Source organism: Nocardia sp. NPDC006982 (assembly GCF_042869435.1).
In the GTDB taxonomy this organism is placed as follows: Bacteria; Actinomycetota; Actinomycetes; order Mycobacteriales; family Mycobacteriaceae; genus Nocardia.
Genome location: NZ_JBIAFV010000005.1, coordinates 253,854 through 265,855, shown reverse-complemented (window position 1 = coordinate 265,855; position 12,002 = coordinate 253,854). Strand labels below are relative to the sequence as shown.

Sequence of the window (12,002 nt, the reverse complement as noted above, 5' to 3'; positions counted from 1 at the left end):
TCAGACAATCTGATCCGCATGAGAGAAGGCCTGCTCCAGCGTTCGGACGAACGCTTTATGCAAAACACCTCGGGGGCTCGGCTCGATCCTGTGTATCGGGGAAGCATGTCCTTCGTGCTGGATGGTGAAGGCCGACACGAATAAGACTTCGTCAATCCTGATGATCCGCCACACAGGGATCTGATCGTAGGTGTAGACCTCTATTGATATGCCCTGAGCAGTAAGTTCCTTGATACGCGTGGTTGCGAGCCGGATTCCCGCCGCGAATGATTCGGCTGATTCTCCGATTTCGTCGGCGCGGCGAGCGACCGCCGCCGAGTCGGGGCTGAGTAGTAGTACACGCAACCGCGCCCCAACTGGGATTGCTTTGCGCAGCAGCGAGTCGTTGAGGCCGAGAATTCCTAGTCCTCGAACAGCCATGATGTCAATGGCCGCAGCCTCTTTCGCCAGTATGCGGATTTCGCCCGCTGCTTTAGCTTGGCATGGATAGATCGCGTTGACTTCGGTCAGGTCATGGGGATGCCCGGCGGGTCCCATGGTCGCCGCGTCGGCGGTACGCGGGTCCAGCGACACCGGCGGTATGCACTCGTCGACGACACTCGGCGACACGGCATGACTGTCGCCCATTGAGTTCGAATCCGGTGCAGCGAAACCGGTTTGTCTGCGGATGGCCTGCTGATCGGTCTTGGCTTGGGCGCGGAGGGTGATCAATGCGCCGTGCGCACCAAGTGCAGTGTCGATGGCGGAAACCAGCTCCAGCGACGGGAGATTGGCGTCCTCCCATTCGGTCATCGAGACGTACTGACGTGAGTAGCCGATCTTGGCGGCTAGTTCGCGTTGGGTCAGGGCCGCGTCGAGCCTGAGTCGCTTGATTTCGCGCGCCAACCGGTCGGCAACGGTTGCCGGTTGCCGATCGGGTTCGGCGATCTGGTCGTTCATCGGTACCCCCTGCGCATGTGTTCATTCTTGCCCAGCGCATAGGTGTGGCAAGTCGTCTTTCCATGACTTGCCACCTTTCTAGCCGCACGGACGTCGCGGTTTTCTCGAAGTGGGCAACGCGAGACCTGCCCCGAACCGAGGGGAGACGGACTATGACAACGACTACTCGACAAGGCATTCCGCTGTTGGACGCAGCGCAACGAGCCACAATTCGGCGGGAACTACTGGAGGTGGTCGAGTACCGCAAGTCCGGGCTGAGCCTGAACTGGATCGTGGGCTGCCCTCTCGACTGTGGGTACTGCGTGCGGCACTTATTCGACAACTTCGAGATGAAGGTGCCGCGAGCACTGATGAGCGACGGGGAGGCAGCTGATCTGCTGACCGGACACCGCTTCTTCCGGCCGCACGTCACACCGGTTCAACTGCTCAACCGAGCTACCGACCCGATGCTGCCGAAGGTCAAACCGCACACCTTCGCGATGCTGAAACTACTGGATGGGCGGGGGCTGACGAACCATGTCCTGGTTATCACCCGGTGGCGGATCGAACCCGAGGACTGTGCGGTCCTGAACTCGATCACAAATCTGAAAGTTACTGTGTTGGTGACGCATTCGGGCATCGATGACCCTCGCATCGAGCCCGTCGACTCCGCTATCGCGGCCCGTTCGCTGGAGACGGCATTCAAGCACTCGCGCAAGTATCGGGTGGTGTTGTACTGGCGGCCTATTGTGCCGGGCCTCAACGACTCAGAACCCCACCTGCGGTGGAGTCTCGAGCTGAGCCACCACGCCCACGCAACGGTGTTCACCGGCTTGTTCTTCAAGGACCAGATCCGCGAATATTACCGCGCCCACGGTCTGCCGGAACCTTATCGAGATGGTAACCGGCGCAAGGTGTTTCCCGAGGCGCTGGAACGGCGAATACTCAACGCCGCCACGGTCGGTCAGTCGGGTTCGCCGTTGTTCCGCAAAACCAGCTGTGCGGTTGCTTACGCCCATGGGGGTCGCGGACTACAACGGCCACTACGGCATCCGGGAACTATGCGACATCTGCCCGTCGGCACAGCTGCGACGGTGTGCGCAGATGTGGGAGCGTCCGGATGAACGGCATGTCGCCGAGATGGCCGCAGAATTGGGCGGCACGCTCGTAGCTATCAATGACCGGGCCGTCGTCGTTGCCGGTCTTGACGAGCAACGCCGGTACTACCTCCAGCACGGCCACGGCTACCAGGTCCACGACATCGGCAAACCACACCACTTTCAGCGCCACGGCCGCGCCGACCTCGGCTGGCCGACAACTACGGAAGAGGCACAATGACGATTCCATCGCCATTCCCGAACGCCCTGCGTGATCGACAGATCGTAGTCGTCGATGTGGAGGGCAACGGACAGAACCCACCGGAGATCATCGAGATCGCCGTACTGCCGGTCGATGGTCCGATCGCGGTGGAGGCGTTGCGGTCGTGGCTGATTCGGCCGCAGCAGCCGGTGACACCGATCGTGACGCGCAAGGTACACGGAATCACCAACGCCGACCTTGCCGACTGCCCGCAATGGAACGAGGTCGTCGACGAGATCGAATCGGCGTTGTTCGGGCGTGTACTGGTGGCCCACAACGCCACTGTTGAACGACGAGTACTTGCTGCGCACCTTCCGGACTGGAATCCTCCGCTGATCCTGGACACCTTGCGGCTGGCGAAGTCGGTCTGGCGAGGGCTGGACTCGTACGCGCTGGACAAACTCATCGAGCGCGGACAATTGGATACCACCGCCGTAGCCGGACAGGGCCACCATCGTGCCGGATACGACACCTGGGCGACCTGGCAACTGCTGAGCGCACTGATCAGCGACGGCGGTCTGGAATGGCCTGGCGTGATCGAGGCGGCCGGCCTGTCCGAATTCCGAACAGCCCCCGAACCTGAAGGAGGTCTGTGGTGAGCGCTATCGAGCAGCCGATCACGATCGCGGTCGTCGGCACCCATTCGACCGGCAAGAGCACTTTCCTTGCACGTCTGGCTCATGAACTACGCAGAACCGGCATCGCGGTCGCGACCGTGGCGACCTCGGCGAACAGGCACAACGGATGGGCCTGCCGATCCTGTGGAACCACACATGGGTGTCCACGCTATGGATCATCACGCGCGGAATCAGCACCGAACTCGAAGCCTGGCTCCACGCCGACGTCGTGCTGGTCGATCGTGCGGTGCCTGACGCTGTTGGTTACTACCGCGCCGCATTGGAGTATCGGGGTGAGACGGGTGATCCCGACGGGGCGGCCTACTTGGAGTGGCTGGCCCGCTTTCACAGCGGCCGCTACAACCTGATATTTCGCACTGAACTCGACCCGCGTATCCCGTTGGGAACCAACAAATTGCGAGATAGCAACCAACAATTCCGTACGCTCGCAGATCGCCACGTCGAGGCGGTGCTACGCGAACTGGCGTTGCCGTGGCTACCCCTGGACGCAAATGGCCACGACACCGCAATTTCCCTTGCCTGCGATTTCGTCGCCGAACACCTCGGCGATGGCATGACACCTGGCCAGGTAGACGCTACTGCCTGACCGGTTGATGTCTCCCCAAGAACCAAACGACGAATTTGACGGAAAGTTCGCGACGGTGACGAAAATGCGAGTGGCAGAGAAAGATACGCGGCAGAACGATTGTGCTCGGCCTAAGGCGGTCGGCTTCGTGCGCGATGATGTATCGGGAATGGAAGCGCCTCGACATGCGGCTGCGGCCCAGCGGCACGCCAGCAACCTGGGCTATCAGTATGTGTACACCGTCCGGCCGCCGCACGATACCGAAGACCCGGTCGGGTACGCGCTCGGCATCGCTTCGGGGTTGGGAGTGGCTGTGGTCGTGGTCTTCGACCTAGCGACAGTCGACAACAGCCCGGCGCGGGTGTGCGATGAATTCGATTTCGAAACCGTGTGCTCCCCAATAACATGGGCGCGAGCGGTGCAATCATCTCGGACCGAGACGGAGGCAGTGGCATGAGCGCGCAGCAGATATTCGTTACTCCGACGCCGCTCTGCGAATCCTCGGATGTAGCACTGGCGCACGAGACGATGCGACAGCACCGCGCATGTCGGATCGGTCGGTGCGTGTGGAAAGCGGCAGCGCATCACACGCTCGTCCTGGCAGGGCGGATAGTTCCACAGTCGATGACCCCACGTGAACGCGCCGCCGCGAGGGGCATCCCCTTCCCGGCGGCACAGGAGTCGGATGCACTGCCGCCGAACGGCCCAACGGTGGTGACCTTACGTGAGGTGCTGGACAGGCTGGAGTCCCTGGCTGACGTCAACATCGCACTCTGATCAGTTGGTCCGGTTGCACCGTCCACCTGCAGACGCCCTGCCACACAGACGGCTGACGCCCGCTTCCTGGTCGGCTCCAATGTGCCCCGGCGCCGATCGACCGGTGCGCATCGGCCTCGGGTCGGCCGAAGTTCCAAGTGGCAAAGGAGCCAAACGGCTTTCAGTCGATGACGTCGAAACAAAATGAATCCGGCATTTTCTCACTGAGCCGGCTGACAACGCCGACCGCTACGATGCCCGGCGTGAATATTGTTTCGGCTGTCGAATCGGTTCGCAGAAGTCGACTTGTTGTGTATGTCGTTGCTCTGCTCGCGGCTGTGGTGACGCCGTTGTGTGCATCGCCATCGATCGCGAACGCGCAAGCCACCGTTGACCACATCACGCAAATCTCCGCGCAACGGGAAGAGATCTACGTTCAGTCCCCCGCAATGCAGCGGATCGTCCAGCTCGATGTGCTGCTGCCGGCCGATCAGGGGGTGTCCCGTCCCACCGTGTATCTGCTGGACGGGAACGGTGCATCCGACACCGAGGGGGAGAGCACATGGTCCAAGCGTGGCGGCGCTGTGCAGTTCTTCGCCGACAAGCCCGTCAACGTGGTGATGCCGGTCGGCGGACCCGGCAGCTTCTACACCGACTGGGAGAAGGACGACCCCAAACTTGGGCACAACAAGTGGGAAACCTTCCTTACTGTCGAGCTGCCTCCGTTGGTGAACGGCTTGTTGAAGGGCAACGGCGTCAACGCTATCGGCGGTGTATCGATGGGCGCTCAGGCCGCCGCGACATTGACCGTTCGCAATCCTTCCCTGTACCGGGCACTGGCCACCTTCAGCGGCTGCCTGTATTCCAGTAACCTCGGGCAATTGTCAGTGCGGCCAGTGGTTATCTCCGACGGCGGAAACCCGGACAATATGTGGGGTCCCGCGTATGACCCGCAGTGGAAGGCGCACGATCCCAGTGCGCACCTGGACCAGCTGCGCGGCAAGCCGGTTTTCGTCTACACCGGTACCGGCGTAGCCGGTCCCGACGACCTCAACTTCGACCCCAGCTTCTCGTATCCGGCCACCCTGACCGAAGCGATCGCGCTAGAGCAGGGCGCTCATGACTGCACTGTATCGATTCTGGCGGCGATGGAGCTGGTCGGCCTGCACCCGCAGGTCGATTGGAACGCGATCGGCACCCACGCATGGCCGTATTGGAAGGAAGCGCTGCCGGAGTCCTGGCCGACCCTCAAAACCGGCCTGGGCATCTGATCGCCACGTCGCGAGTGAATCAGTTGCCGGTGTCGGGTGCGTGGGCGATCAGTGGTCAGGACCGGGCCAGTTCGTCGGCCTACTTCAACCCCGACCGCACGAACGCGTTCACGATGTGCCGTTGCAACAACAGGTACATCAACAGAACCGGCAGGCAGGCGAGGCTGGCCAGCGCCATCATCGGTCCCCATTGATCACCTTCGGTGCCCATGAAGCTGCGCAATCCCAGCTGGAGCACGCTGTTGGATTGGCGGAGAACGACTGCGGGCCAGAAGTATTCGTTCCAGGCGTTGATGAACAGCAGGATGGCCAGGGCGGCGAGGGCGGGGCGGAGGTTGGGGACGACGACGGTCCAGAGGATGGACCAGGAAGAGCGCCCGTCGATTTTGGCGGCGGCGACGAGTTCCTTCGGAAAGCCGGCCATGTGCTGACGCAGTAGCAATACCGCGAGTGCCGAGCACAGGGTCGGCAGGACCACACCGATCAGGGAGTTGACCAGTCCGAGCCGGGTGAGCAGCACGTAGTTCGGCAGCATCGTCACCTGGAACGGAACCAGCCAGGTGCCGACGAACGCGAGGTACAGGATCCGCTGGAACGGAAAGGTGTACATCGCGAACGCGTAGGAGGCGAGCAGCGCCACCAGCAGCTGTCCGGCCGCGGATAGTGCCGCCACGAAGAAGGTATTGCCGATCAAGCCGACTACATCGACCTTTTCGGCGGCATCGGTGTAGTTGGCGAAGGAGATCGGCCAAGGGAACGGCGAGAGCGAGGTGACATCCTCGGGGCGCCGCAGCGAGGTGGCGAACAGCCAATAGATCGGGAAAATGCACACCACGGCGGTGACCGCGAGCAGCAGATGGCTGCTCGCGGTCCGTGGACGGTCAATCATCATGGAAGGCAACCCTTTCCGAGATCCACACCAGAATCCCGGCGATCACACCGAATCCGGCGAACAGCAGCACACCGGCCGCCGCGCTGAGTCCGGCATCGAAGCTGTGGAAGGCGTAGTCCCACAGCAGGTAATAGATATTGGTGGTGGCCTGTGCGGGGCCGCCCTGTGTCATCGAGTCGATGAGCGGAAAGGTCAGTGTTGGACTGAGCAGCACGGTGGTCAGCACCAGGAACAGTAGCGTGGGAGACAGCAGCGGCAGGGTGATCCAGCGCCGGATCTGTCCTGGACTCGCGCCGTCCACCTGCGCGGCCTCGTCGTAATCGCCACTGATGCCGGCCAATCCGGCCCACACCACCAGCACCGCGAAACCGAGCAGCTGCCAGCCGGTGATCCCGATGATGACGGCGTGCGCGGTACCCGCGTCGTACACCCAGTTGCGATTCGAGCCGAGCAGCTGGTCGACGAAGCCACTGCCGGGATGCAACAGCCACCGCCAAACCGCCGCTGCCGCAACGGGAGCCACCAGGAACGGCACGAATATGAAGGCGTGATAGATGGCCCGGCCTTGCACCCGCCTGCTGGCCAAGGCAATCAATACCGGCAGCACAACGGTGAACGGAAGCATGCCCAGAATCAGCACCCCCGTTCGCCCGACCGAATCCCAGAATGCCGGAAGTTCCATCAGCCGTTCGTAATTGCCGGTGCCGACCGGCTTCATCGGCGAGGTCGGCAAAAGATTCCACGAGTACGTCGACAACTCGAACGCCTGCACCAGCGGCCGATAGATCCACACGACGAGCAGGAACAGCGCGGGCGCGAGATAAAGGTAGGGCACCACGAACCGCCCCGCCCGGCGGAACCGGGCGAGGCGGCGGGTCTGCGGCACCGGCACGATATCTGATGCCGCAGTGGGTATTTCGACTACGAACATCTACCTGGCCTCGGCGGCCAGTGCGGCCAATTGCTCGAGCACATCCGATTCGGCCCGGTCGTAGACGGTTTCGGCGGGCGTCGCCTCGATCGCGGTGGCCACCAATGTGGTACCGAGCAGATCGATCCGGCTGTAACCGAATCCGGTCAGGCCGCGGTGCCGCCCGATCGGCGCGATCGTATCGATTCGGTATGCCAGCGCGGGCCCGATCCACACTGGAATGCCGCCGAGCGCGGCCGCGCCCGTCAAGTGGTTGTGCCCGCAGATGATCAGTCGCACATCCGATCCCACAAGCACCTCCTCGAGCAACTCCGGCTGCTCGAGCCGCAGATATTCGGTCGCGGCCACCGGCGACGGAATCGGCGGATGGTGCAGCACCAGCAGCGTGCCGTGTGGTGCGGGTTCGCGCAGCTGATCGGTCAGCCAGTCCAGCTGTTCGGGCTCGAGCCGCCCGTCGTGCCTGCGGGGTGTGCTGCTGTCCAGCGCGATGATCCGGAGTCCGGCGATGTCGAACACCTGGTCATGGGTGGCGTCCGGGTCGACCGCAGCCAGACCGAGCAACTCGGTGCCGAACGCCGTGCGCTCGTCGTGATTGCCCATCGTGTACACCGTCTGCGCGCCGAGTTCGGCGGCTACCGGCTCCACCGCGTCGCGCAGCCGCCGATATGCCTCCGGCGACCCGTTATCGGTGAGATCCCCCGATAACACCAGCGCGTCGATGCGCTGCTGCGAGGCCCGCAGCTGCTGCAGCGCGTGGGTGAGGTTGGCGTAGGTGTCGATCATGCCGTGTACCCGTTCCCCGGTGGCCCGGATGTGGGTATCGGTCAGCTGAACGACGGTCACCGTGCTCATGACGCGGGCAGGAGTTTGGCGCCCTGATCCCGGGCGGTGGCCAAGGTGGGCTGGGGATCCTTGCCCTGGAACACGATCGACTCGACCGCATCCATCATGCCGTCACGGACCTGCAGATAGTTGGTGCCCGGCATGGAGATCCACGGCTCCATATTCGCCAGCTGCGCGACATTCGGCTTCAGCAGGGGATTCTGCTCCGACCAGGTCTTGAGCCCGTTCGGATCGTCCATCAAACCGGTACGCAGCGGCAGATACCCGATGCCCTGCGAGATCTTCGTGTACGCCTCCTCACTGGTGAGGAATTTGATGAGCTCCCACGACGCCCGCTGCTTGGCCGGGTCATTGGACAGAATGTGCAGCGACGCACCGGAATTCGTCGGCACGGTCGGCTTGCTGCCGAAGCTGGGCATGGGTGCCGCGCGCAGATCCCACTTGTCCTTGGCGCCGGTGACGAAGGTGCCCTGGATCGCACTGGTCTCCAGGATCATGCCGACCTCACCGCGGGCGAACGCCTCATAACCCTGCTTCTGGTTGAACTTCGGCATACTGCCCGAGTCGACCAGCTGCTTGCTCATCTGGGTGACCTCGACCGCGGGCGCATCCGCGAACGACAGCGTCTTGCGGTCCTCGGAGATGACCCGGCCGCCGTTGGAGCGCACCATCGACTGGAAGCACCAGTCCTTGGCGGTCTTGGTCAGGCAGTCGATGTACACACCGCCCTTACCGGTCTTGCCGGTGATCGCGGCGGCCGCATCCGAGACCTGCTGCCAGGTGGCCGGTGGTTTGGCCGGATCGAGTCCGGCCTCGTTGAACAGCGAGGCGTTGAAATACAGGACGGGCGTGGAGAATACGAACGGAACACCGTAGGTGTGGCCATCCCAATCCGCGAGCGTGCGCGCCTTCGGGGCGTACGGGTATTTGGCGCCGTCGAAGTTGTGCTGCACTTCCTGCTTGGAAACCAGTGTGTCCAGCGGCTTGGCGCCGAGCTGGTGGATGGTGTAGTCCAGATCGCTGAAGCCGAGCTGCGCGACATCGGGCGGGGTGCCCGCGACCATCTGGTTCTGAATGCTGGAGATGGTGTCGGTGGCCGGGTTCGGGCTGTTGCCCTGCGGCTTCTGCGCGGTCACCTTGATATTCGGGTACTTCTTGCCGAAATCGGCGATCAGCGCGTTGAAGGTGTCGGTCCACGCGCCGGCGAGTCCGTAGTTGTAGGACTCGAACACGATGGACACCTGCTGATCCGGCTTCAGTTCCGGGATCTGGGCGGTGTCGGCATTCGAGTCGGTGGTGGTGCTCCCGAGGCCGCCGCAGGCGCTGAGCGCGACGGTGGTTGCGAACACCAGGCCCAGTACGGGCACGGTGCGTTTCACGGTGGTTCTCCTCATCGATGAAGGGTGGTTGTTACGAATCAGGCGACGGCGACTACGGCGCCATCGGTGACCGAATCCTGTTGCGGCTCTTGCCAAGTCAGGCGCAGTCCGGATTCGGGGTGGAACAGGTGCAAGTGTGCGGGATCGACGCGCAGTCCGATCGGTTCGTCGGCGCGCACGCCGGCCGGGCGCGGTGCGCGAGCGCACAGTGTCTGCTCGCCGGTGCTGAAGTGGAGCAGTTCCTCACTGCCCAGGTTCTCGACCATCGTCACGTGTCCGCGGATGGCGGGGTCAGCCGAGTCGATGCGCAGTTGTTCGGGGCGGATTCCGGCGATGACCTCGATGTCGGCATCGAAATCCGCTGCGGTTATGGCTAATTCGGTGTCGATGCCATCGGCCACCAGGAACAGGCGGCCGTCGCGTTGGGTCACGGCCGCGGGGAACAGATTCATCGGTGGGGCGCCGAGGAATCCGGCGACGAAGGTCGAGCGGGGCCGGTCGTAGAGTTCGGTCGGGGTGCCGACCTGCTCCACCTGACCGTCATTGAGCAGTGCGATCCGGTCCGCCATGGTCATTGCCTCGACCTGGTCGTGAGTGACGTAGAGGAACGTCGCTCCCAACCCGCGATGCAGCGAAATCAGTTCGGCCCGAGTGGCGCTGCGCAATTTCGCATCCAGGTTGGACAGCGGTTCGTCCATCAGGAACGCACCGGGATCTCGAACCATGGCGCGGGCCAAGGCAACTCGCTGTCGTTGCCCGCCGGACAAGGCGGCAGGCTTGCGTCGCAACAACTCGTCCAACCCGAGCGCTGTCGCGACCTCCGCGACCCGGGCTGCGATTTTCGCGCGCGGAGTCCGCCGCGCCCGCAATGGGAAGCCGATATTCTTCGCCACCGTCAGATGCGGATACAGCGCGTAACTCTGGAACACCATGGCCAGGTCCCGCTGCTGCGGCGCCCGATGGGTGATATCGGTGTCGTCCAACAGGATTCGGCCACCGGTCGGCTCCTCCAGTCCGGCGATCATCCGCAGCAGGGTGGATTTGCCGCAGCCGCTCGGTCCGAGCAACACCATGAACTCACCGTCGGCGATATCCAGGCTCACCTCCCGCACCGCATAGGTCGTGCCGAAGTGCTTGGATACCTGCTCGATGCGCAGTCGTGCCACCAGATCTCCTAGACCGGCAGCTCGCCCGCGACGACCCAGGTCGCCACCCGGGCCGCGATTGCCGGTGCGTCCTTGACCCACTGGAAGTGGTCGCGGTGGTCGACCGGCGCGTTCTCATCGATATGCCACTGGGTGACCCGGGCGTTCGGCATCCGGGAGACCAGGAAGTCGACATTGGACTTCGGGCCGAGCACATCCTCGGACAGCGAGATGACCAGCACTGGCAACGTCATCCGGCGCAGCAGCGTGTTGTATTGCCGCGCTGCGCCTTTCGGACGGTAATAGCTGGTCAGCGAGTGCATCGACCAGTCCCGCATCACCCCGCCCGGCATCGGTGCGGGGATCAGCACGCCGCCGGGCCAGTGCCCCTTCCAGCGCGATACCAAGCCGATCCACTGGATCTGGCTCAGCGCCTCGTACCAGCGGCGCGGTCCGAATGCCCACCAGAAAACGGTGCCGGTCCCGATGACGGTCACTCCGGCGACCTGATCGGGTTCGGCGGCTGCGAACAGCAGCGCGAGCTGGCCGCCGAGACTGTGGCCGAACAGGTGGATCGGTGCCTCCGGAAAGCGCGTGCGCACCGCGGAAACCACGGCGGGCAAGTCGATTTCCAACATCTCGCGGTAGCCGAAATCGGTGTGCAGCCCGAATTCCGGTTTGGCCTCACCGTGCGCGCGCAGGTCGCAGGTGGCGACCGAAAGCCCCTGGGCGTTCAGTTCTTTGGCGAGGGCCAGATAGTTCTTCGCCTTCATCGCCATGGCGGGCAGGATCAGCACCACCGGCGCATCGGCCTTCTTGGCGGGCAGGAAGCGGACGGTGAACTCGACGCCATCGGTGGTCGAGACCGTGGTCGACTCCAAGGCCTGGAATTCCGAACCTTTCTGGGGTGCCGTGCTGGTCACTGGTCCGCCTCCGTGATCGCGATATCGCAGACGTAGTCGAAGGTGAATTTGGCGACGACCACATCGGCGTCGTCGAGCAGTACTGCCTTGCCGGACAATTCGAATCGGTTCGAGGCGGTGGCGGCCAGAACCTCGGCGAGTTCACGCTGATCGACGGTGGCGATGGCGCGGATCCGCCCGACCGCCGGTTTGCGATAGGACGCTGTGCCCGCACGCAGCACCAGTCGCTCGACGGTGTCCAGGCGAGTCGCGGCCGCACCGACGAAGGCGGCCGCGGCGGGCGGTGCGCGGGGGGCCGCCCGCCCCCCGCCCGCCGGGGCCCGCGGGGGTGGGGGGGGGTCGCAAACGGGCGCGCCAAACACACCCCCCCCCCCCCGCGCGC

At 63.7% G+C, this 12,002-nt stretch carries 14 protein-coding genes; 6 read left to right on the top strand and 8 right to left on the bottom strand.

Translation table 11 applies throughout. The annotated features are described in order from the left end of the window. Entirely contained in the window at nucleotides 1–939 is a 939-nt protein-coding gene (locus ACFYOW_RS21910) for a helix-turn-helix transcriptional regulator (protein ID WP_387290602.1), read from the bottom strand. Nucleotides 940–1,091: 152 nt separating this feature from the next. On the opposite strand from ACFYOW_RS21910, the gene ACFYOW_RS21905 reads away from it, so the two are divergent. The 6 genes from ACFYOW_RS21905 to ACFYOW_RS21880 all read left to right on the top strand — a co-directional run bounded on the left by ACFYOW_RS21905 (nucleotide 1,092) and on the right by ACFYOW_RS21880 (nucleotide 5,507). After that, nucleotides 1,092–2,042: a hypothetical protein gene (locus ACFYOW_RS21905; protein ID WP_387290600.1), complete on the top strand. Its 951-nt coding sequence runs from the start codon at nucleotides 1,092–1,094 to the stop codon at nucleotides 2,040–2,042. Beyond that, nucleotides 2,023–2,256: a hypothetical protein gene (locus tag ACFYOW_RS21900; RefSeq protein ID WP_387290598.1), complete on the top strand. Its 234-nt coding sequence runs from the start codon at nucleotides 2,023–2,025 to the stop codon at nucleotides 2,254–2,256. Before ACFYOW_RS21905 ends, ACFYOW_RS21900 begins: the two co-directional genes overlap by 20 nt. Then, nucleotides 2,253–2,876: an exonuclease domain-containing protein gene (locus ACFYOW_RS21895; RefSeq protein WP_387290596.1), complete on the top strand. Its 624-nt coding sequence runs from the start codon at nucleotides 2,253–2,255 to the stop codon at nucleotides 2,874–2,876. Before ACFYOW_RS21900 ends, ACFYOW_RS21895 begins: the two co-directional genes overlap by 4 nt. A gap of 145 nt (nucleotides 2,877–3,021) precedes the next feature. Beyond that, nucleotides 3,022–3,501 (top strand): hypothetical protein, encoded by a 480-nt coding sequence (locus tag ACFYOW_RS21890; RefSeq protein WP_387290594.1) that lies wholly within the window; start codon nucleotides 3,022–3,024, stop codon nucleotides 3,499–3,501. 603 nt (nucleotides 3,502–4,104) lie between these two features. Continuing rightward, a complete protein-coding gene (locus tag ACFYOW_RS21885; protein WP_387290592.1) occupies nucleotides 4,105–4,257 on the top strand; it encodes a hypothetical protein in 153 nt (50 codons plus the stop codon). Nucleotides 4,258–4,499: 242 nt separating this feature from the next. After that, nucleotides 4,500–5,507 carry an alpha/beta hydrolase gene (locus ACFYOW_RS21880; RefSeq protein ID WP_387290590.1) on the top strand — a complete coding sequence of 336 codons (1,008 nt, stop codon included), beginning with the start codon at nucleotides 4,500–4,502 and terminating at the stop codon, nucleotides 5,505–5,507. Between the two features lie 79 nt (nucleotides 5,508–5,586). Here the strand turns inward: ACFYOW_RS21880 and ACFYOW_RS21875 are convergent, their stop codons facing one another. From ACFYOW_RS21875 to ACFYOW_RS21845, 7 genes are read right to left on the bottom strand one after another with little or no spacing between them, the layout of a single operon-like run. Beyond that, the gene (locus ACFYOW_RS21875) at nucleotides 5,587–6,399 is read right to left on the bottom strand and encodes a carbohydrate ABC transporter permease (protein ID WP_387290588.1); all 813 of its coding nucleotides are present in this window, start codon (nucleotides 6,397–6,399) and stop codon (nucleotides 5,587–5,589) included. Further along, nucleotides 6,389–7,330, bottom strand: coding sequence for a carbohydrate ABC transporter permease (locus ACFYOW_RS21870; protein ID WP_387290586.1), 942 nt, complete (start codon nucleotides 7,328–7,330; stop codon nucleotides 6,389–6,391). Before ACFYOW_RS21870 ends, ACFYOW_RS21875 begins: the two co-directional genes overlap by 11 nt. Then, complete coding sequence (locus ACFYOW_RS21865; protein WP_387290584.1) at nucleotides 7,331–8,182, bottom strand: metallophosphoesterase; 852 nt, start codon at nucleotides 8,180–8,182, stop codon at nucleotides 7,331–7,333. Further along, nucleotides 8,179–9,567 carry an ABC transporter substrate-binding protein gene (locus ACFYOW_RS21860; RefSeq protein WP_387290582.1) on the bottom strand — a complete coding sequence of 463 codons (1,389 nt, stop codon included), beginning with the start codon at nucleotides 9,565–9,567 and terminating at the stop codon, nucleotides 8,179–8,181. Before ACFYOW_RS21860 ends, ACFYOW_RS21865 begins: the two co-directional genes overlap by 4 nt. A 23-nt stretch (nucleotides 9,568–9,590) precedes the next feature. After that, nucleotides 9,591–10,718, bottom strand: coding sequence for an ABC transporter ATP-binding protein (locus ACFYOW_RS21855; RefSeq protein ID WP_387290580.1), 1,128 nt, complete (start codon nucleotides 10,716–10,718; stop codon nucleotides 9,591–9,593). An 8-nt stretch (nucleotides 10,719–10,726) separates the two neighbouring features. Beyond that, the gene (locus tag ACFYOW_RS21850) at nucleotides 10,727–11,620 is read right to left on the bottom strand and encodes an alpha/beta fold hydrolase (RefSeq protein WP_387290578.1); all 894 of its coding nucleotides are present in this window, start codon (nucleotides 11,618–11,620) and stop codon (nucleotides 10,727–10,729) included. Further along, a complete protein-coding gene (locus ACFYOW_RS21845; protein WP_387290576.1) occupies nucleotides 11,617–11,982 on the bottom strand; it encodes a hypothetical protein in 366 nt (121 codons plus the stop codon). Before ACFYOW_RS21845 ends, ACFYOW_RS21850 begins: the two co-directional genes overlap by 4 nt. Between the last annotated feature and the right edge of the window lie 20 nt (nucleotides 11,983–12,002).

What these genes read in the sequence shown, in the direction of transcription:
- ACFYOW_RS21910 (WP_387290602.1), bottom strand. Translation starts at nt 939, where the DNA reads ATGAACGACCAGATCGCCGAACCCGATCGGCAACCGGCAACCGTTGCC.
- ACFYOW_RS21905 (WP_387290600.1), top strand. Translation starts at nt 1,092, where the DNA reads ATGACAACGACTACTCGACAAGGCATTCCGCTGTTGGACGCAGCGCAA.
- ACFYOW_RS21900 (WP_387290598.1), top strand. Translation starts at nt 2,023, where the DNA reads ATGTGGGAGCGTCCGGATGAACGGCATGTCGCCGAGATGGCCGCAGAA.
- ACFYOW_RS21895 (WP_387290596.1), top strand. Translation starts at nt 2,253, where the DNA reads ATGACGATTCCATCGCCATTCCCGAACGCCCTGCGTGATCGACAGATC.
- ACFYOW_RS21890 (WP_387290594.1), top strand. Translation starts at nt 3,022, where the DNA reads ATGGGCCTGCCGATCCTGTGGAACCACACATGGGTGTCCACGCTATGG.
- ACFYOW_RS21885 (WP_387290592.1), top strand. Translation starts at nt 4,105, where the DNA reads ATGACCCCACGTGAACGCGCCGCCGCGAGGGGCATCCCCTTCCCGGCG.
- ACFYOW_RS21875 (WP_387290588.1), bottom strand. Translation starts at nt 6,399, where the DNA reads ATGATGATTGACCGTCCACGGACCGCGAGCAGCCATCTGCTGCTCGCG.
- ACFYOW_RS21870 (WP_387290586.1), bottom strand. Translation starts at nt 7,330, where the DNA reads ATGTTCGTAGTCGAAATACCCACTGCGGCATCAGATATCGTGCCGGTG.
- ACFYOW_RS21865 (WP_387290584.1), bottom strand. Translation starts at nt 8,182, where the DNA reads ATGAGCACGGTGACCGTCGTTCAGCTGACCGATACCCACATCCGGGCC.
- ACFYOW_RS21860 (WP_387290582.1), bottom strand. Translation starts at nt 9,567, where the DNA reads ATGAGGAGAACCACCGTGAAACGCACCGTGCCCGTACTGGGCCTGGTG.